Raw genomic sequence first — 17,660 nt, forward strand, 5'->3', positions numbered from 1 at the left:
AGAGGTTGCGATGACCAGACCTAGTTGGGCGCCGGAAGGTATCGACCTGGATCGGCCCAGCGCATCGCGGGTGTACGACTATTTCGTCGGCGGGATGCACAATTTCGAGATCGATCGCACGCTGGCACGCCAGATCGAGTCGTTCACCCCGAATGTCGCCGAAACCATGCGCGCCAACCGAGATCTGTTGCGCCGCTGCGTGCGTCATCTGGTGGACGCCGGCATCACCCAATTCCTGGATCTGGGCTCGGGCATCCCGACCGTCGGCAATGTGCACGAGGTGGCGCAGGCGCGCAATCCGCAGGCTCGTGTCGTCTACGTCGATATCGACCCGGTGGCGGTGGCGCACAGCCGGGCGATCCTGGACGGCAACCCGCATGCGGCGGTCGTGCAGGCCGATGTCGCCGAGCCGGACACGATTCTGAACGATCCGCTGGTGCGGGAGGTGCTGGACTTCGACCGGCCGATCGCCGTATTGCTGTTGGGCGTCCTGCATTTCGTCCCGGACGAGGCCGATCCGGCCGGATGTGTGGCACGGCTGCAGCAAGCCGTCGCCCCGGGCAGCTATCTCGCGATCACCCATGCCACCGCCGACGGGCAGCCGATCGAAGTGCTGGAGGCGCAGAAGCTCTCGGGACGCACCTCGACCGAAATCGTGCTGCGCGACAAGGACCATATCGCGGGATTCTTCCACGACTGGCCGCTGCTGGAACCCGGACTGGTGCATCTGCCGCTGTGGCGGCCCGACAATCCGGCGGACGTGGGGGAGCATCCCGAATTCTCCGGTGCCTATGGCGGTTTGGCGTTGCTGAACTGAGCGCGACTGTAGGGTGTGGACGCCCGTTTGAATATGGAAGGAATGCGGTGCGTACACCTTTGCTGATGGTTGTGTTCGGTCTGGCGCTGACGGCCGGTGGGGCGAATGCGGTTGCCGGGGCCGACCCGATTCCCGCTGTGCCCGGTGCCGTGCAGGCGGTATCGGAGCCGATCATCGTCGGTACCGACGGCGACGGCGGAACCACGACCCTCGACGTCGGACAGGAACTGGCGGTGGCCCTGCCCGACAACCCGACGACCGGATACGTCTGGCAGATCGGCGAAGTCGACCGCGGGGTGCTCGCTCAGGAGGGTGACCCGGTGTTCCGGCCGGGCAGCTCGATGCCGGGCGCGCCCGGTACCAGCGTGTGGACCTTCACCGCCGCCCACGCCGGCAGCACCCGCCTGAGCCTGGTGTCGGTGCGGCCCTGGGATCAGGCCAACCCGGGCCAACGGTTCTCGATGACCGTCACCGTGCGGTAGTACGTTCGATATCGAAACGGCCCGTCACCGGAAGGGACGGGCCGTTCGTGTATCCGCGGACGCCTACCGCCCGCGGATTCGGACGAGTATCACCGGTGGGGCGGCGGTTCGTGTCCTGGTGTCGCGGCGGCGTTGTCGTCGGCCAGGCGGCCGTCCGTGAGTCGCAAGCGCCGGCTCACCCGCACCTCGGCGAGGAAGTGTTCGTCGTGACTGACGACCACGATCGCGCCCCGATAGGACTCCAGGGCGCCGACCAGCTGTCCGACACTCACCAGATCGAGGTTGTTGGTGGGTTCGTCGAGCAGCAGCAGTTGCGGCGCGGGTTCGGCGAACAGCACGCAGGCCAGTGTGGCCCGCAGTCGCTCCCCGCCGGAGAGGACGCCGACCGGGAGATGGGCACGCGAGCCGCGGAACAGGAAGCGCGCCAACAGATTCATCCGCTGCGCGGCGGGCAGGTGCGGGGCGGCGGCGGCCAGATTCTCCGCCACGGTCCGGTCGGCATCGAGCAGGTCCAGCCGCTGGGACAGGTAGGCGATCCGGCCGTCGGCGCGGGTGACGGTACCGCTGTCGGGGGTGAGGTCGCCGTGCACGATGCGCAGCAGCGTGGACTTGCCCGCGCCGTTGGGTCCGGTCAAGGCGATGCGCTCGGGTCCGCGGACGGTGAGATCGGCGCCCTCGCCGGCGAACAACTCGCGCTCGCCGAAGCGGAACCGGATGTGCTCGGCGGCGAACAGCGTGCGGCCGGCCGGGACCTCGGTATCGGGCAGGTTCAGCACGATGCGCTGTTCTTCGCGCAGCGCCCGCCCGGCCGCGTCGAGGCGGTTCTTCGCGGCGTCCAGCCGGGCGCCGTGGGTTTCGTTCGCGCGACCCGCCGATTGCTGGGCATTGCGTTTCATGGTGCCGGCGAAGATCTTCGGCAGTCCGGCGTTGCCGAGATTGCGCTGCGCGTTGCTCGCCCGGCGCGCGGCGCGTTCGCGAGCCTGCTGCAATTCCCGCTTCTCGCGCTTGACCTCCTGTTCGGCGGTGCGAATGTTCTTTTCCGCCACCGCCTGCTCGGCCTGCACCGCCTGCTCGTAGTCGGTGAAACTGCCACCGTAGTAACGGATTTCGCCGTCGTAGAGTTCGGCGATGCGATCGGTGCGGTCGAGCAGGGCCCGGTCGTGGCTGACCAGCAGCAGGCAGCCGTTCCAGTCGGTGAGCACATCGTAGAGCTGGTGGCGCGCCTCGAGATCGAGGTTGTTGGTGGGTTCGTCGAGCAGCAGCACATCCGGTCGCCGCAGGAGCTGCGCGGCCAGTCCGAGCGAGACGATCTGCCCGCCGCTGAGGGTGTGCAGCCGCCGGTCGAGCGGCAACGCGCCCAGCCCGAGCCGGTCCAGTTGAGCGCGCGTGCGTTCCTCGATGTCCCAGTCGGTGCCGATGGTGGTGAAGTGCCGCTCGTCGGTGTCGCCGGATTCGACGGCCGCCAGCGCGGCCAGCACCGGGGCGATGCCGAGAACTTCGGCGACCGTCAGCTCTCCGGTCAGGGGCAGATTCTGCGGCAGATATCCGAGGACGCCGTCGACGGTGATGCTGCCCGCCGAGGGGGTCAGTTCGCCGGCGATCAGCCGCAGCAGCGTGGTCTTCCCGGCGCCGTTGGGGGCGACCAGGCCGGTCCGTCCGCCCGGCACGCTGAAGGACAGATCCCGGAACACCGGGGTGTCGTCGGGCCAGGTGAACGACAGGTTCGAACAGACGATGAAGGCATCGGACATGGTGAGACCTCGAAAGTCGTTGCGGCACGGTGCGATCGCGCCGCAGGGTGATCGGGTGAACGACGACATGGCCACGTCGGCGGCGCCGCGTGCGCCTACCGGTGGCCGTGACTTCCGGGTCTATCCGGAGATGTCGAGTTCACCAACCATGTCTGGTCTCCTTGATCTACCGACTCCACCCGACGATAACAGCCGGACCGCATCGCACGGAAAAGGTCAGGTCGGGTTGCCGCTCGTGCGTCGACAGGTCGTCCGGGCGCGCCGCCGCCGCCGTCGCGGCGGCATTCCGAGCCTGTTCCGGGCCGGGATCGCGCCCCGGAGTCCGCTGGTTCGCCCGTGGAACCGATAGTGTCGACGGCATGCCGAGTTCGCTCGGTGTGTTGCTATCGCCCCGCGGTGACCGGCGCCGGCCGGTGCCGGGACCGGACAGGAGTGCTCACGGATGTCGCTGGTCGGACGGGAATCGGAACTCAAATATCTGGACGAGTCGATCACCGGCATCGCCGAGCGCGGCGGCGTCGTCGTCATCGCGGGCGAAGCCGGGATCGGTAAAACCGCGCTCCTGCACGAGGTCGCGGCGATGGCCAGGCTGGCGGGCGTCCGGCTCGTCACCGTGACCGCGACCGAGGCCGAACAGCGGCTGCCCTACGCCGGATTGCATCAGATCGTGTTTCCGCTGTGTTCCGGCATCGATGCGCTGCCGCCCACCCACGCCGCCGCACTGAACGCCGCGCTCGGATTCGTCGACGCGGTCGCACCGAGCGAATATCTGATCGGTGCGGCGCTGCTGACTCTGCTCAGCGATCGGGCGGCCGAACAGCCGCTGCTGCTGGTGGTGGAGGACCTGCACTGGCTCGATGCCGCCACCGCCGGCGTGCTCGGCTTCCTCGCCCGCCGACTGGAATCCGAGCCGATTGTGCTGGTCGTCGCCACCCGGGATGCGCAGACGTCGCTGTCGCAGGCCGGGCACCCGACGCTGGCACTCTCGCGACTGGGCGAGGAGGAGGCGCGGCAGTTGCTCGACACCGCCGCGCCCGGCCTCGATGATCACCGGCGAGAACGGGTCCTGGCGGCCGCGGCCGGAAATCCGTTGGCGCTGAAGGAATTACCGTCGGCCACCGATCGGCCCGAGGTGGCGTTGCCGCTCACCGAGCGGCTGGAACGTGCGTTCGGTCTGCGGGCCGATCAGCTGCCCGAGACGACCCGCACCGTCCTCATGCTCGCCGCGCTCGACGAACTGTCGGTAGCGGAAACGCTCGCGGCCGCCGCACTGCTGGTCGGCGGCCCGGTCGACGACGCGGACCTGACCCCCGCCGTCACCGCGGGGTTGATCGAGATCGATTCCGGCGCAGTGCGATTCCGTCATCCGCTGATGCGGTCGGCGATCCCCGCCGGGGTGCGACCGACCGCCCGCCGCGCCGCCCATCGTGCACTGGCCTCGACCCTGCGCGAGCAGCCGGACCGCGCCGCCCGCCATCACGCGGCCGCCGTCACCGGACCGGACGATGCCGCAGCTGCCGAACTCGAGGCCGCGGCCGAGCGGGCGTTGCGCCGGGGCGGGGTGGCGGCGGCGATCACGACCCTGGAACACGCCGCGCGCCTGACCGAAACGCCGGCGGCGCGGGCGGGACGACTGTTGCGCGCCGCCGAGCTGGCGGTGGAATCCGGCGAGCGCGACACCGTGGATCGACTGCTGCGGGAAGCCGGTCGCCAGGATCTCGACTCGCGCCAGCGCGCCTTGGCGACCTGGCTGGTCAGCGGATTCGACGACGGCGTCGGTGAGGATCCGGCCCGCACCACCGAACTCGCGAAGCTGGCCGAAAACGTTGCGGCGGAAGGGGATCGCGACCTCGCGATGCGCATCCTGTGGGGGACCGCCATGCGCTGTTTCTGGTCCGAGCCGGGTCCGGACGCGCGCCGCGCCCTGCTGACCGTCGCCGACGGTATGGGTCTGCCACCCGGCGATCCGCGGATCGTGGCGATCACCGCCTACGTGGCCCCGTTCGAGCGCGGCGCGACGGTCTCGGAGCAACTGCGCGCACTGGCCGGGCGCACCGGCGCCGATCCGGAGGTGGACCGCTATCTCGGCAGCGCGGCGTTGCAGATCGGCGCCTTCGCGCTGGCCGGCCGCTTCTCCGCCACGGCGATCACCGGCCTGCGGGAACAGGGCAGGCTCGGCCTGCTGACCAGAGCGCTGGCGGTGCGTGCCTGGAGTTGTGCGCGCACCGGTGATCTGGTGGGCGGTGCGGCGGCCGCGGCCGAGGCCGGGCGCCTCGGACCGGAAACCGGCCAGCACTTCATGTACGGTCTCGCCGTCGCCGTCGGAGCCGAAATCGCCGCGCTACGAGGCGATTTCGACGAAGCGGTCGAGCGAGCCGAGGAGGCCGAGCGGATCGGCGCGGCCGCCGGCGCGCGGCCGGTACTGGCCACCGTGCAACGGGCCCGCGCTCTCGTCGCGCTCGGACAGGGCCGCTACGACGACGCGCTCGCCGACCTGCGCCGAATTCTCGACCCCGCCGACCCGGCCTATCAGCTCGCCCTGCGCGCCTACGTCGTGGGCGATCTGGTCGAGGCCGCGGTGCGCGCCGGGCGCGTCGGAGAGGCGGAGGAGATCGTGCGCGAATTCGAGGAGCCGGCCCGGCGTAGTCCGTCACCGGCCCTGCATGTCGGCCTGCGCTACGCTCGCGCCCTGCTCGCGTCGGCCGAGTCCGCGGAAGACTTGTTCACCGCTGCTCTCGACGCCGATCCGGACGGGTGGCCGCTCGAACGCGCCCGCGTCCAGCTCGCCTTCGGGGAGTGGTTGCGGCGGCAGCGGCGCATCGTCGAGTCGCGGGCACATCTGCGGGCGGCCCGCGACACCTTCGACGCGCTGGGCGCGCGGCCCTGGGGCGATCGCGCGCGGCGCGAACTGCGGGGCGCGGGGGAGACCAGCCCGCGCCGCGACCCCGACGCCCGCGACAGCCTGACCCCGCACGAACTGGGTATCGCGCAGCTGGCCGCCGAAGGGCTCACCAACCGGGAGATCGGGCAGCGGCTGTATCTGTCGCATCGCACTGTCAGCACCCACCTGCACCGCATCTTCCCGAAACTCGGTGTCACCTCCCGTGCCGAACTGGCCGGCGCACTGCGCACCGCGACGGATCCGGTGACGTAGCCCGCGCGCGATGACGTACGCACATACCGTCATCCGACGGGCGCGACAGCACACCCGTGCCGCCTACCGTTTCTCGTATCGCAGCCGTGGCAGTGGGCGCGGCGGACGAGAACACGGGAGATGAGCAGATGTTCACCAAGAAGCGGTTCGCGCAGATCGTCGCGGCGGCAGCGGTAGCGGCGTCGCTGGCGGCGTGCTCGTCGGGTACGGATGCGCAGGCTCCCGCCGCTCCGGCGAGCGCCGCGGGCGTCGGCGCCGGTGAGCACACCACGCTCGGGCCGATCAAGCACATCACCGCCGGTGTCCTCGACACCGCCTACGTCGAATACGGTCCGGAGAACGGCCCGGCGGTCGTGCTGATCCACGGCTGGCCCTACGACCCGGCGAGCTACATCGACGTCGGCCCGCGGCTGGCCGCCCAGGGCTACCGGGTGATCGTGCCGTATCTGCGCGGCTTCGGTCCGACGCGATTCCTGTCCCCGGATACCGCGCGCAACGGTGAGCAGGCGGCGGTCGCGCACGACATCGTCGCGCTCATGGACGCGCTGCACATCGACAAGGCGATCCTCGGCGGATACGACTGGGGGGCAAGGACGGCCGATGTGATCGCCGCGCTGTGGCCGCAGCGGGTGAAGGCGCTGGTTGCCGTGAGCGGATACCTGATCACCGATGTCGCGGCCAACCAGCAGCCGCTCGCGCCGGCCGCGGAGGCCGGCTGGTGGTACCAGTACTACTTCGCCACCGACCGCGGTGTGCTGGGCTATCGCCGCAATGTCCACGACTTCGACAAGTACATCTGGAAGACCGCCTCGCCGAAGTGGAACTTCGACGACGCCACCTACGACCGCAGCGCCGGCTCGTTCGACAATCCCGACCATGTCGACGTCGTGATCTCCAACTACCGCTGGCGGCTGGGCCTGGTCCCCGGCGAACCGCAGTACGCCGCGGAGGAGACCACGCTGGCGCAGGGCCCGGCGATCACCGTCCCGACCGTCACCATCGGCAGCGATTTCGACGGCGCCAATGCCGACGGCAAGAGCTACCGCGCGAAGTTCACCGGCAAGTACGAACACCGCACCCTGCCCGGGGTCGGCCACGATGTCCCGCAGGAAGCGCCCGCGGCCTTCGCGCAGGCCGTGATCGACGCCGACCATCTCTGAAACCCGCTGGGAGACAACGCAACACCCGCGCCGATGATGCGGCGCGGGTGTTGCGTTGTCTCCGGGCAGTGGTGCTATGTGCGCGCCCGCGCTCTCGCCGTGCGGAGGCTATGACTGTTGCGCGACGGGTCGCAGGCGGGTGAGTGCGTCGTGGTCGCCGCGTGCGGTGAGGCCGAGCTGCTGTGCCACATTCAGATCGATCACGCCGGTGAGCAAGCCGAGAACCGCAGTGGCGGGTCCGTCGAGGATCAGATCGGCGGCGTCGGTGCTGCCGACGCGGGTCTCGACGCGACCTGCGCCTATGTCGACGACCGCACGCACCTCGTCGACGACGAGTTGAATCACCACCGGTGCGGCCGCGGGATCGGCGTCGGCGGTGAACCATCCGGCTGCGTAGGCCAGCCACTGCGGGAGGAACGCGTCGTCCGGGTCGACCGTATCCATGTACCGCAGTCCCCAGCGTCCCAATGCTCGCAGTGCGGGTTCCAGTTCCCGGCCCGCATCGGTGAGCCGATAGAGAGCCGATGCGACGGGCGGCGGCGCGTCGGCGCGGTCGATCAATCCGGCGTCCTCCAGTTCGCGGAGGCGGGTGGACAGCAGATTCGCGGCGATGCCGGGCAGCCCGTTCTTGAGATCGGTGAATCGGCACGGCCCCTGGATCAGCAGCTCGCGCACGATCAGCAGGGTCCAGCGATCGCCCACCACATCCAGCGCGCGGGCGATCGAACAGTACTGGCCGTAGCTTCGCATGTGTCCACTATATCGGCCTGAAGTAGAGATTCTAAATTTGTTAGTTGAAAAACTCTACTTTCTTGCCCTAGCATGAAATGGCAAGGTCGGTCGCCGAGTGGCCGGGAATTCCCTCTGTATCGGAGCAAGCGCATGACTCGCAGCCAGATCCCCGCCCAGTACGCCACCGGCGCGGCCCGGGCCGATATCGAACGGGCGTTGCTGGCCGCCGGAAAGGATCTCGGCCGCCTGCGGCTCGACGATCTGGCGATGCTCGAGGACTTCCACACCAGTGGGCGCATCGCCACCGGCGAACTGGCCGACCTGGTCGACATCTCTTCCGCCACCGAGGTTCTCGACGCCGGCACCGGTATCGGCGGCACCGCCCGATACCTGGCGGACCGATTCGGCTGCCGGGTCACCGGAGTCGATCTGGTCGAGGAGTATTGCGAGATCGCCCGCTGGCTCGACCGGCTCGTCGGGTTGGACGACCGCATCACCGTGCGGTGCGCCGACGTCACCGCACTACCGTTTCCGGACGGCGCCTTCCAGGTCGTATTCAGTCAGCACGTCCAGATGAATATCGCCGACAAGAACGGCCTCTACCGCGAAATGCGCCGAGTTCTCGCCCGTGGCGGACGGCTCGCGCTCTGGGATATCACCACCTCCGGCGCCGGTGAACCCGACTATCCGCTCCCGTGGGCCGACGGCCCCGGCTTCGGTCACCTCACCACGCCCGCCGCCCTGCGGACGACGATCGAGGTGGCCGGATTCGCCGTCGAGCGGTGGGACGACCGCACCGACGAGGCCGTGGCCGTGATGCGCATGGTGCGACAGCTACCACCGAGCCCGCTCGGCCTGCACGCCTTCGTGCCCGACTTCGCCACGCGCGCAGCACATCTCACCGATGCGCTGGCCGACGGGCGGCTGCGCGCGATTCGCGCGGTGGCGCGGGCGCGGTGACCGGTCAGCGGGGTGTGAGTGCGGCACTTCGGGTGGCCAGGTAGTCGCGTTCGCGTTGATTTCCGGTGAGGCGGGCCGCGGTATCGAAACTGCGTCTCGCCTCGTCCGTCCGGCCCAGGCGGGCAAGCAGATCCGCCCGGACGGCATGGAACAGGTAGTGCTCGGTCAGGTCCAGGCCATCGACGAGACTCAGTGCCGCGGCCGGTCCGTCGACCTCGGCCACCGCCACCGCTCGATGAAGTGCCACAACGGGATTCGGGTCCAGGCGCGCCAACCGGTCGTAGAGCGCGAGGATCTGCATCCAGTCGGTGACCGGATCGGTGTGCGCGGCATTGATCGCGGCGAGCAGCTGATACCGGCCGGGGCGGTTGCGGCGCAGGCAGGTGCGGACGATGGCCCGGCCCTCCGCGACCAGTGCGGCATCCCAGCGGCCGCGGTCCTGGTCGACGAGCCGGACGAAGGCGCCGGTCGCATCGGTGCGGGCGTCGCGGCGAGCGTGGGTGAGCAGCATGAGGGCGAGCAGGCCCGCCGCCTCCGGCTCGTCGGGCATCGACTCGACCAGTGCGCGCGTGAGCCGCACGGCCTCCTCGCACAGGTCCGCGCGCAGCAGTTCCGTGCCCGACGAGGCGACATATCCCTCGTTGAAGATGAGAAACAGGGTGGCGAGCACCGAATCGAGCCGCTCGGGCAGCTCGGCCTCGCCGGGCACCCGGTAGGGGATACGGGCGTCGCGAATCTTGGCCTTGGCGCGGGCCAGTCGCTGCGCCATCGTCGCCTCCCGGACCAGGAACGCGCGGGCGATTTCGGGCGTTGTCAGCCCGCCCAGCAGCCGCAGCGTCAGCGTGACCTGCGCGGGCCGGTTCAGTGCCGGATGGCAGCAGGTGAAGATCAGCCGGAGGCGCTCGTCGGGCACGGCGGTCTCCTCGGCGTCGTCGGGCGGGGTGTGCACGATCGCCGCCTCGGCGTACTTGCCGGCCCTGGCGGATTCGCGGCGCAGCGTATCGATGGCTCGGCGCCGGGCGGTGGTGATGATCCATCCGGCCGGACTCGGCGGCGGCCCGTCCTGCGGCCAGCGGCGCAGCGCGGTGGCGAAGGCGTCGGCGACCGCGTCCTCGGCCGAGTCGATATCGCCGAGCATGCCAATCAGCACGGCGACGGCCCGGCCGTATTCGGCGCGGAAGACGGCGGCGATCTGATCCGGTGTCATCGCGTCAGAACGGCGGAACATCCCGGAACGGGCGGATTTCGATCGGCAACGTGGTGGCCGCCGCGGCCTTGCGTCCCCATGCCAGCGCCGCGTCCAGATCGGCCGCGGTGATCACCCAGATGCCACCGATATGTTCCTTGCCCTCCAGATAGGGCCCGTCGGTGATCAGCCCGTCGGCTCGCACCACGGTCGCGCTGTCCGCCGCGTGCAGGCCGCCGGTGAACACCCACGACCCGCTCTCGCGCAATTCTTCGTTGAGGCGGTGCAATTCGGCGACGATCCGTTCCATGGTCTCGGCATCGGGCGCACCACTGTCGGGTTGGTAGATCGAGAGCAGATACTCGGGCACGGCCCTCTCCTCAGCGCCGGGCGTAGCGGGCGATGATCACACCCGCGGTGGTCGCGACGCTACCGAGGAGGCGAAATTCGGTCAACGGCGCCGCGCCCTCGAACAACCTGGTCCCCGCACCGAGGGTGAGTGGGTGGATCACCAGCGTGTACCGATCGATCAGCCCGGCGGCGTGCAGGCTGCGCACCAGGGCCGCACTGCCGATGATCGACAGATCCTTCCCTGGACGTGCCTTCAGTTCGCGCACGGTCCGAGTCGCGTCGCCGCGCAAAAGAATCGAGTTCTGCCACGCGTCGACGTCGTCGAGGCCGGTCGATGCGACGTACTTCGTCGCCGCATTCATATGTTTGCTGTAGGGGTTGTCGTCCGCCCGTCCCCACACGGTGGTGAAGTCCTCCCAGGTGCGCCGCCCGAACAGCATGTCGCCGGGCCGGGCCATATCCCTGCCCATCTCCCGGGTGAGCACCTCGTCCTGAAATCGCTGCCCCCAGCCGCCGAACGGAAAACCGCCCCGGGTGTCCTCGTCCGCGCGTCCCAGCCCCTGTACGACACCGTCGAGCGTGACATTCATGGTCACCGTGATCGCTCGCATCGCCCTGCTCCTCTCGATTCCGGGAACGCGCACGATCGCGCCCCTCACCTCCTATACGAACGGCCGCCGCCGAAATCGACATCGCGCGAAGAATTGTCGAATCGGTGGCGGCGATCCGATCTGAGCGCCGCCGAGCTACGGCTTCGGATTCGGTGTGAGCGTGGTCTTTCGCGATCGCGTGGCGAGCGCTGAGCGCTGGGCCGCGATCTGGCCGCGCAGGGCGTGGCAGCGGCGCAGGACGTCGGCGCGGTCGGGTTCTTCCGGGATGAGCGGGACGGCGTGCTCGATCATCGTCGCCTGTTCGAGGATCACCCGGAGCCGGTCGGGGTCGGTGACGCGGTCGGCGATCTGTGCCAGCGCGTCGAGCTGGCGGATCATCACGGCCGGTTGCCCGGCACCCGCCTGGCGGATCTTCTCGAACGCGCGCTGCACCAGCCGCTCGTAGCTGACCTGGGCGGCGAGCACCCGGATATGACCGTCCTTGTCGCGGCGCACCGGATTCGGCTCCCAGGTGACCGCGATCCGCGACAGGCAGTCGCCGAGCCAATCGATACACGTCAGCACCGTGAACGTGTCGTTGGTCGCGGAGGCGAGCGCACGCAGTGCGACCTCGACGATCTGATCGACGCCGAAGGAGACGTCCTGCACCAGGCTGCGCATCGAGCCGGTGACGTGGCCGCGGGAGAATTTCTTCTCGATCCCCTTCGCGGCCTGTGCCGGCCACACCCGCGCGATCACCTGCCCCTCGGTCACGAAATGCCCTGGGCGATAAGGTAAATGGATGACCGCATCCGCTTCGGCGGCCAGCCGGATCAGCCGCTCGTAGCGGATGTACTGGAGATATCCGCTGCTGGAGGTGCGCACCTCGCCACCGGAGCGGGCCAGCAGATCGCGGAGTTCCCGCGCCGACGGACCGTGTTTCGCCCCGCTCGCGGTGGTGTCGGCGTTGGCGTCGACCGCCGTGCGCACTTCGCGGGCGATGTCGGCGACCACATTCGGCAGTTGGATCTGCCCGCCGATGTGATTGATGAAGTAGATGAGCACCGCCAGATCCACCACCAGCGAGCCGATCGACACCGTCGCGCTGATGTGCGGGACGAAATTCTCGCCGACCGACACCAGTGCCGCGATGGCGTAGACGAAGGTCGCGACGAAGGTGCCGAGCGTCAGCTGGGTGCCGCGGTCGCGGATGAAGTTGCGCAGCATGCGCGGCCCGAACTGGGTGGAGGCCAGCGTCAGCGCCAGGATCGTGATCGAGAAGACGACACCGACGACGGTGATGATCGCGGCCGCGATGGCGGTGAGAACTTGGCGTGCCGCATCGGGCGTGCCGCCCAGCACCCAGGTGGGCAGGCTCGTGCCGTTGTGGTAGGCCGCGCGGTCGAACGTGAAGGTCAGTCCGAACAGCGCCACCGCGGCCAGGACTTCCAGCGTCGGGACGAACCACAGATTGGTGCGCAGCCGTTCCCGCCACCGATCCGCCTCGAGCGAGATCCCGTGCACGCTGGACCTCCTTGCGTTCTCGCCGACGACGAATCTCCGGCCTGTCGACCCGAACCTACCTCCACCTCTCGGCGGAGATCGAATCGTGGCGCGGCGCGATCGCAACCCGTTGAAGCGACAATACGTTCGCAATTGCGCACCTATTGTCTTAAAATGGCCGTGTTCGATGCGCCCTGCGGATTCTGGAGGCCCGACGTGCTGGAGGTGTTGCGGCACGACCGTTTCCGGCGCTTGTTCACCGCGCAGGTGGTGGCCCTCGTCGGAACCGGTCTGCTGACGGTCGCGCTGGGTTTGGCGGCCTACGATCTGGCCGGATCCGATGCCGGTGCGGTGCTGGGCACAGCACTCGCGATCAAGATGGTCGCCTATGTCGGCGTGGCGCCGGTGGTCTCGGCGCTGACCGATCGGGTGCCGCGGCGACTGCTGCTGGTCTCGGCCGATGTGGTTCGGCTGGTCATCGCCCTGCTGTTGCCGCTGGTCACGCACGTCTGGCAGATCTATGTCCTGATCTTCGTGCTGCAGGCGGCCTCGGCGACGTTCACCCCGGCATTTCAGGCGGTCATTCCGTCGATCCTGCCCGACGAGGAGGACTACACCCGCGGGCTGTCGCTCTCGCGGCTGGCCTACGACCTGGAATCGCTGCTCAGTCCCGTACTGGCGGCGGCCTTGCTGACCGTGGTCGGCTACCACCTGCTGTTCGTCGGCACCGCGGCAGGGTTCGCGACCTCCGCGATCATGGTCGTGCGCACCTCGCTCCCTCGATCGGTGCCCGCCGACCGCTCCAGCTCGCTGCCGGCCCGGATCACCTGGGGCGCACGGCTCATGGCGGCGAGTCCGGTGCTGCGTGGGTTGCTGGCGATGAATGTCGCTGTCGCCGCGGCGACCTCGCTGGTCGTGGTCAATACCGTGGTCTACGTCCGCGACCTGCTGCACGGGCCGGCACCCGCGGTCGCGGTGGCGCTGGGCTGCTTCGGCGGCGGTTCGATGATCGCCGCGCTGGCGATCCCGCGACTGCTCACCGGCATTCCCGATCGGCGCCTCATGCTGATCGGCTGCGCGATCCTGCCCGTCGGCCTCGCCGGTGCCGCGACGCTCGCGGCGCTCGAGCCCGGACCACGCGCGGGCTGGGTGCTGCTGGGGGTGGCCTGGTCGATCATGGGGGTGGGCACCTCGCTGATCAACACGCCCTCGGCGCGCCTGCTGCGCGCCCAATCCGCCGGCAGCACCCGCACGGCCGTGTTCACCGCGCAGTTCTCGCTCTCGCATGCCTGCTTCCTGGTGACCTATCCGATCGCCGGCTGGCTGGGCGCCGCCGCAGGACAGGCCGGCGCGGCGCTGACCCTGATGGTCTTGGCGGCCGTGGCCGCCGTGGTTGCCGCGCGAATGTGGCCGGTGCACGTATCGTCGGGTGCGCAGATGGCCACAGCAGGAAGTCGGTGAACCAGCCCATGACCGGTGAGGAAACCCCCGCAGTCGGCGCCCTGCCGCCCAGCCTGGTGCACATCGTCGAACCCGACCCGGCCCGCCTCGAGGCCGCCACCTCGGTGTTCCGGATGCTCGCCGACCCGACCCGGCTGCACATCCTCTGGGTTCTCGCCGACGGCGAGGCCGACGTCACCGCCCTCACCGAGGCCTGCGGCGGCTCTCGCACCGCGGTCAGCCAGCACCTGGCGAAACTCCGCTTCACCGGCATGGTCGAGACTCGCCGCGAAGGCCGCCGCATCGTGTACCGCATCCGCGACGGCCACCTCGCCCGCCTCGTCCGGGAAGGACTCAATCTCGCCGACCACATCGTCACCGGCGAGCTGCCCCACGAATAAGGCACGGTTCGCGGGCGGTGCTTTCGCGAGCGACCCGCCTGATCCGTGCCGGGCGGCACCGTCGGGTCACGGTGTGGGATCGATCCGGGGTCGGCGGCGAATGCGTTGTCCCCCGAGGGCATCGGCGCCGAATCACTTCTGGGCCGTGTCGATCGGCCCGGAAGGGTGTGAGTCATCATGTCCGCCGAAGATCGAGATGCTCGCCCGCCGGCGTCGGATGCGGAACTGTCCACCGATGATCGCGCCGAACTCGAGCGGTTGCGCGCGTATGTCGCAGCGCATCCACCGCGCCCTTCTCATCGGCATGCCTGGCGCTGGACCGGCGTCGTGCTGCTGCTGGTCCTGACCGCGCTACTGATCATGGGATCGGTGACGACGCGGTTCGTGCGCAGTCAGATCTTCGATACCGACCGCTACGTCACGACCGTCGCACCGCTGGCCACCGATCCGGCGATCCAGAAGGAACTGGCCGACAAGGTCACCGATGCGATCGTCGGTCGCGTCGACATCAAGGCGTACACGGCGGATGCGGTCAACGCGCTCACGCAGAATGTCGGGCAATTGTCGGATCGCCCCCGTGCTGTCGCGGCGTTGAACAGTCTGCCCGCGCTGGTGGCCGATCAGGCCGAGAACTACATCCACCAGGCCGCGACGGCCGTGGTGACCAGCGATCAATTCCGCGAGGCGTGGGACACCGCCAACCGCCGCGCGCACGACGCACTGGTCCACGTGGTCAAGGGTGAGACCAGACCCGGAATCGAGGTCAGCGACAACGGCACCGTGAGCATTTCGCTGAAGCCGATCCTCGCGACCGTGCGCGAACGGCTCGACGCACGCGGAATCAGCTTCGCCGACAAGATTCCCGATGTCGACACGCAATTCGTCATCTTCCATGCCACCGAGCTGCCCAAGTACCAGAAATGGCTGCGCACGCTCGACCGCGCGGCGAACATCCTGCCGTGGGTGGCGCTGGCCACCGCGGCGGGTGCGGTGTGGCTGGCTCCCCGCGGGCGGCGGCTGCGGACCCTCGCACTGGTCGGCGTCGCCGGTGCGGTCGCGATGGTGCTGCTGGCCGTCGGGGTGGTGATCGCTCGCAGCATCTACCTCGATTCCGTTCCGCCCGATACGTTGTCGCCACCGGCCGCCTCCGCGCTGTTCGATACCGTGATCCACCCGATGCGGGTGTCGCTGCGCGCGGTCGCGGTCGTCGGCCTGGTCGTGGCCGCGGTGGGATATCTGGCGGGGTCGTCCCATTCGGCGCAGTCCGTGCGTTCCGGCTTCGGGCGGCTCATGGTCGCCGTCCGCGGCCGGCGTGGGCGCCCGCCCAATGTGGTCGAGTCGTTCGTCGCGCATTACCGCACACCGCTGCGCCTCGCCGTGCTCGGCGGCGCGGTGCTCGTGCTGGTGCTGTGGCCCTACGCGACCGGTTTGGTCGTGGTGGGGATCGTGCTGGTCGCGGGAGCGCTGCTGCTGATCGTCGAAATTCTCGCGCGGCCCGCGGCGGCGCCCGAAACCACCGCGGAGACCGAGCCCACGGCGACCGGGTGACGCGGAATACGGCGTTTCGGTTACGTTTCGGGGTCGATCGCACGGTCCATCGGTTCGTGATTATCCGCGAGGTTTTCCGCGACGAATCGTTAGATGCCCGGTTGGCTCGCCGAATTCGTCCATCGAGCGATGTACCAGGTCGATGAGCGAACCGGGACCATCATCCGCCGCGGCGGCTGGTCAGGAGGCAGCGCAGGGCCGTATGTCACAACCCACCGGAACCGACGTATGTCGGTACGCGCCGGCGGATCCGCCGGCGCGGTTCACGAAAAGGGGTGAGCCGTCGTGACGGCTACGGAACATGGAACACCGAACGGGCGATCCGACACCCGCAATGCGGTAGCGGCGGGCACATCGCTGGCCGCGGCGGCCCTACTGGCCGTCACCGGAATCGTGTCCATCCTGCAGGGCATTTCGGCCATCGTGAAGGACGACGTCTACGTTTCCGGACCGCAATACATCTACAAGTTCGACATCAGCGGATGGGGATGGATCCACCTGATCCTGGGCATCCTCATGGTGGCGGCCGCCGCCGGGTTGTTCACCCGTTCGACCTGGGGCCAGATGTTGGCGATCGCGCTACTGGGTTTGTCGATCATCGCCAATTTCCTGTGGCTGCCGCACTATCCGTGGTGGTCGATCCTGGTCATCGCCCTCGACATCGTGGTGATCTGGGCGATCGCCACCTGGGATCCGCGCAGAATCTGACTTCTAACGCCGGCCGGACCGCGTCTCGGGGACTCGGTCCGGTCGCCGGGCGCTCACCTGCAGCCACCGCATCGGCGCGTCGAATTCCCCCACTCCGTATCGCTCGCGCAGCGCCTCGGCTGCGATCGCGGTCGCGGATTCGAGATCGAGCGAGGAGTGTCGTTCGATCTCGCCGCGCAGCGGGGTGCCCTGGCAGAGGGCGACCGCCGCGGTCTCGGCGGTCGTCCGGCTCGACCCGTCGATGTATTCACCGGTGATCTGTTCGAAGCCGGCCGCCGCGAGTTCGCCGCGAATCCGATCGATGTCGAAATATCCGTGGGGCGTGCGGCGAAAGAACTCGAGCGGCTCGTCCGGTGCCGCCGCGCACAGCGCCTCGGTGACGACCAGGGTCACGACATTGGTCTCGAGCCGGTCCCAGACGTTGAAGATGAACACGCCGCCGGGGCGCAACACTCGCAGGGTCTCGGCGTAGCCGCCGACCTTGTCCGGCAGGAACATCGCGCCGAACTGGCATGCCACCAGGTCGAACGAGCATTCGGCGAACGGCAGGTGCCGGGCGTCGGCGACCTGCCACCGCACTCGATCCGATGCCGTGCGGTTCGCCGCGGTCGTCAACATGGGTTCGTTCAGGTCGGTCGCCACGATGTCGCGACCGTCGAGCTGGGCGAGCGCTCTGGTCAGCACCCCGGTCCCGGCCGCGGTTTCGAGGATGTCGACCGCGTCCGTCGCGGCCACCGCCTGCGCGAGCAACCGGGCGGGTTCGGCGAAGATCATCGGAACCAGCAGCGTGTCGTAGATCTGCGGGATCGATCCGGTGAAGGACGTGTCCCCGCCTTCGGCCGGTGCGCCCGGCCCCGGATCACCACTCACGGCAGGT

General features: G+C 69.1%; 16 protein-coding genes. 9 read left to right on the forward strand and 7 right to left on the reverse strand.

Features of this window, described 5'->3' with window-relative positions; translation table 11 throughout:
* Positions 1 to 10: 10 nt before the first annotated feature.
* Positions 11 to 817, forward strand: a complete 807-nt coding sequence (locus NE2_RS10835; RefSeq protein WP_063025813.1) for an SAM-dependent methyltransferase — start codon at positions 11 to 13, stop codon at positions 815 to 817.
* 65 nt (positions 818 to 882) lie between these two features.
* A complete protein-coding gene (locus NE2_RS10840) occupies positions 883 to 1,299 on the forward strand; it encodes a protease inhibitor I42 family protein (protein WP_051756297.1) in 417 nt (138 codons plus the stop codon).
* A gap of 89 nt (positions 1,300 to 1,388) precedes the next feature.
* Here NE2_RS10840 and abc-f read toward each other — a convergent pair whose 3' ends face one another.
* Positions 1,389 to 3,050: a ribosomal protection-like ABC-F family protein gene (abc-f, locus tag NE2_RS10845; protein ID WP_063025939.1), complete on the reverse strand. Its 1,662-nt coding sequence runs from the start codon at positions 3,048 to 3,050 to the stop codon at positions 1,389 to 1,391.
* Positions 3,051 to 3,492: 442 nt separating this feature from the next.
* On the opposite strand from abc-f, the gene NE2_RS10850 reads away from it, so the two are divergent.
* Positions 3,493 to 6,204, forward strand: coding sequence for an ATP-binding protein (locus NE2_RS10850; protein WP_063025814.1), 2,712 nt, complete (start codon positions 3,493 to 3,495; stop codon positions 6,202 to 6,204).
* A gap of 128 nt (positions 6,205 to 6,332) precedes the next feature.
* Positions 6,333 to 7,364 (forward strand): alpha/beta fold hydrolase, encoded by a 1,032-nt coding sequence (locus NE2_RS10855; protein WP_063025940.1) that lies wholly within the window; start codon positions 6,333 to 6,335, stop codon positions 7,362 to 7,364.
* A 108-nt stretch (positions 7,365 to 7,472) separates the two neighbouring features.
* Here the strand turns inward: NE2_RS10855 and NE2_RS10860 are convergent, their stop codons facing one another.
* Positions 7,473 to 8,114, reverse strand: a complete 642-nt coding sequence (locus NE2_RS10860; RefSeq protein WP_063025815.1) for a winged helix-turn-helix transcriptional regulator — start codon at positions 8,112 to 8,114, stop codon at positions 7,473 to 7,475.
* A gap of 132 nt (positions 8,115 to 8,246) precedes the next feature.
* Here NE2_RS10860 and NE2_RS10865 point away from each other — a divergent pair, with 132 nt between their 5' ends.
* Positions 8,247 to 9,056: a class I SAM-dependent methyltransferase gene (locus NE2_RS10865; protein ID WP_063025816.1), complete on the forward strand. Its 810-nt coding sequence runs from the start codon at positions 8,247 to 8,249 to the stop codon at positions 9,054 to 9,056.
* Between the two features lie 4 nt (positions 9,057 to 9,060).
* Here the strand turns inward: NE2_RS10865 and NE2_RS10870 are convergent, their stop codons facing one another.
* The 4 genes from NE2_RS10870 to NE2_RS10885 all read right to left on the reverse strand — a co-directional run bounded on the left by NE2_RS10870 (position 9,061) and on the right by NE2_RS10885 (position 12,707).
* Positions 9,061 to 10,263 carry an RNA polymerase sigma factor gene (locus NE2_RS10870; protein ID WP_063025941.1) on the reverse strand — a complete coding sequence of 401 codons (1,203 nt, stop codon included), beginning with the start codon at positions 10,261 to 10,263 and terminating at the stop codon, positions 9,061 to 9,063.
* Between the two features lie 4 nt (positions 10,264 to 10,267).
* Entirely contained in the window at positions 10,268 to 10,612 is a 345-nt protein-coding gene (locus NE2_RS10875; RefSeq protein WP_063025817.1) for a YciI family protein, read from the reverse strand.
* A gap of 10 nt (positions 10,613 to 10,622) precedes the next feature.
* Positions 10,623 to 11,204, reverse strand: a complete 582-nt coding sequence (locus NE2_RS10880; protein WP_063025818.1) for a dihydrofolate reductase family protein — start codon at positions 11,202 to 11,204, stop codon at positions 10,623 to 10,625.
* A gap of 135 nt (positions 11,205 to 11,339) precedes the next feature.
* Positions 11,340 to 12,707, reverse strand: coding sequence for a DUF2254 domain-containing protein (locus NE2_RS10885; protein ID WP_063025819.1), 1,368 nt, complete (start codon positions 12,705 to 12,707; stop codon positions 11,340 to 11,342).
* A 153-nt stretch (positions 12,708 to 12,860) separates the two neighbouring features.
* Between NE2_RS10885 and NE2_RS10890 the strand changes: the two genes are divergently transcribed.
* The 4 genes from NE2_RS10890 to NE2_RS10905 all read left to right on the forward strand — a co-directional run bounded on the left by NE2_RS10890 (position 12,861) and on the right by NE2_RS10905 (position 16,783).
* The gene (locus NE2_RS10890; protein ID WP_228818231.1) at positions 12,861 to 14,147 is read left to right on the forward strand and encodes an MFS transporter; all 1,287 of its coding nucleotides are present in this window, start codon (positions 12,861 to 12,863) and stop codon (positions 14,145 to 14,147) included.
* Positions 14,148 to 14,155: 8 nt separating this feature from the next.
* Positions 14,156 to 14,527 carry an ArsR/SmtB family transcription factor gene (locus tag NE2_RS10895; RefSeq protein ID WP_063025820.1) on the forward strand — a complete coding sequence of 124 codons (372 nt, stop codon included), beginning with the start codon at positions 14,156 to 14,158 and terminating at the stop codon, positions 14,525 to 14,527.
* A 177-nt stretch (positions 14,528 to 14,704) separates the two neighbouring features.
* Positions 14,705 to 16,075 (forward strand): hypothetical protein, encoded by a 1,371-nt coding sequence (locus NE2_RS10900; RefSeq protein ID WP_063025821.1) that lies wholly within the window; start codon positions 14,705 to 14,707, stop codon positions 16,073 to 16,075.
* A 285-nt stretch (positions 16,076 to 16,360) separates the two neighbouring features.
* On the forward strand, positions 16,361 to 16,783 hold the full coding sequence (locus NE2_RS10905) for a DUF7144 family membrane protein (protein ID WP_063025822.1): 423 nt from the start codon (positions 16,361 to 16,363) through the stop codon (positions 16,781 to 16,783).
* A gap of 3 nt (positions 16,784 to 16,786) precedes the next feature.
* On the opposite strand, the gene NE2_RS10910 is transcribed toward NE2_RS10905, so the two are convergent.
* Complete coding sequence (locus NE2_RS10910) at positions 16,787 to 17,653, reverse strand: class I SAM-dependent methyltransferase (protein ID WP_063025823.1); 867 nt, start codon at positions 17,651 to 17,653, stop codon at positions 16,787 to 16,789.
* Positions 17,654 to 17,660 lie beyond the last annotated feature (7 nt).

It is taken from the genome of Nocardia elegans NBRC 108235, from assembly GCF_001612845.1.
GTDB lineage: Bacteria > Actinomycetota > Actinomycetes > Mycobacteriales > Mycobacteriaceae > Nocardia > Nocardia nova.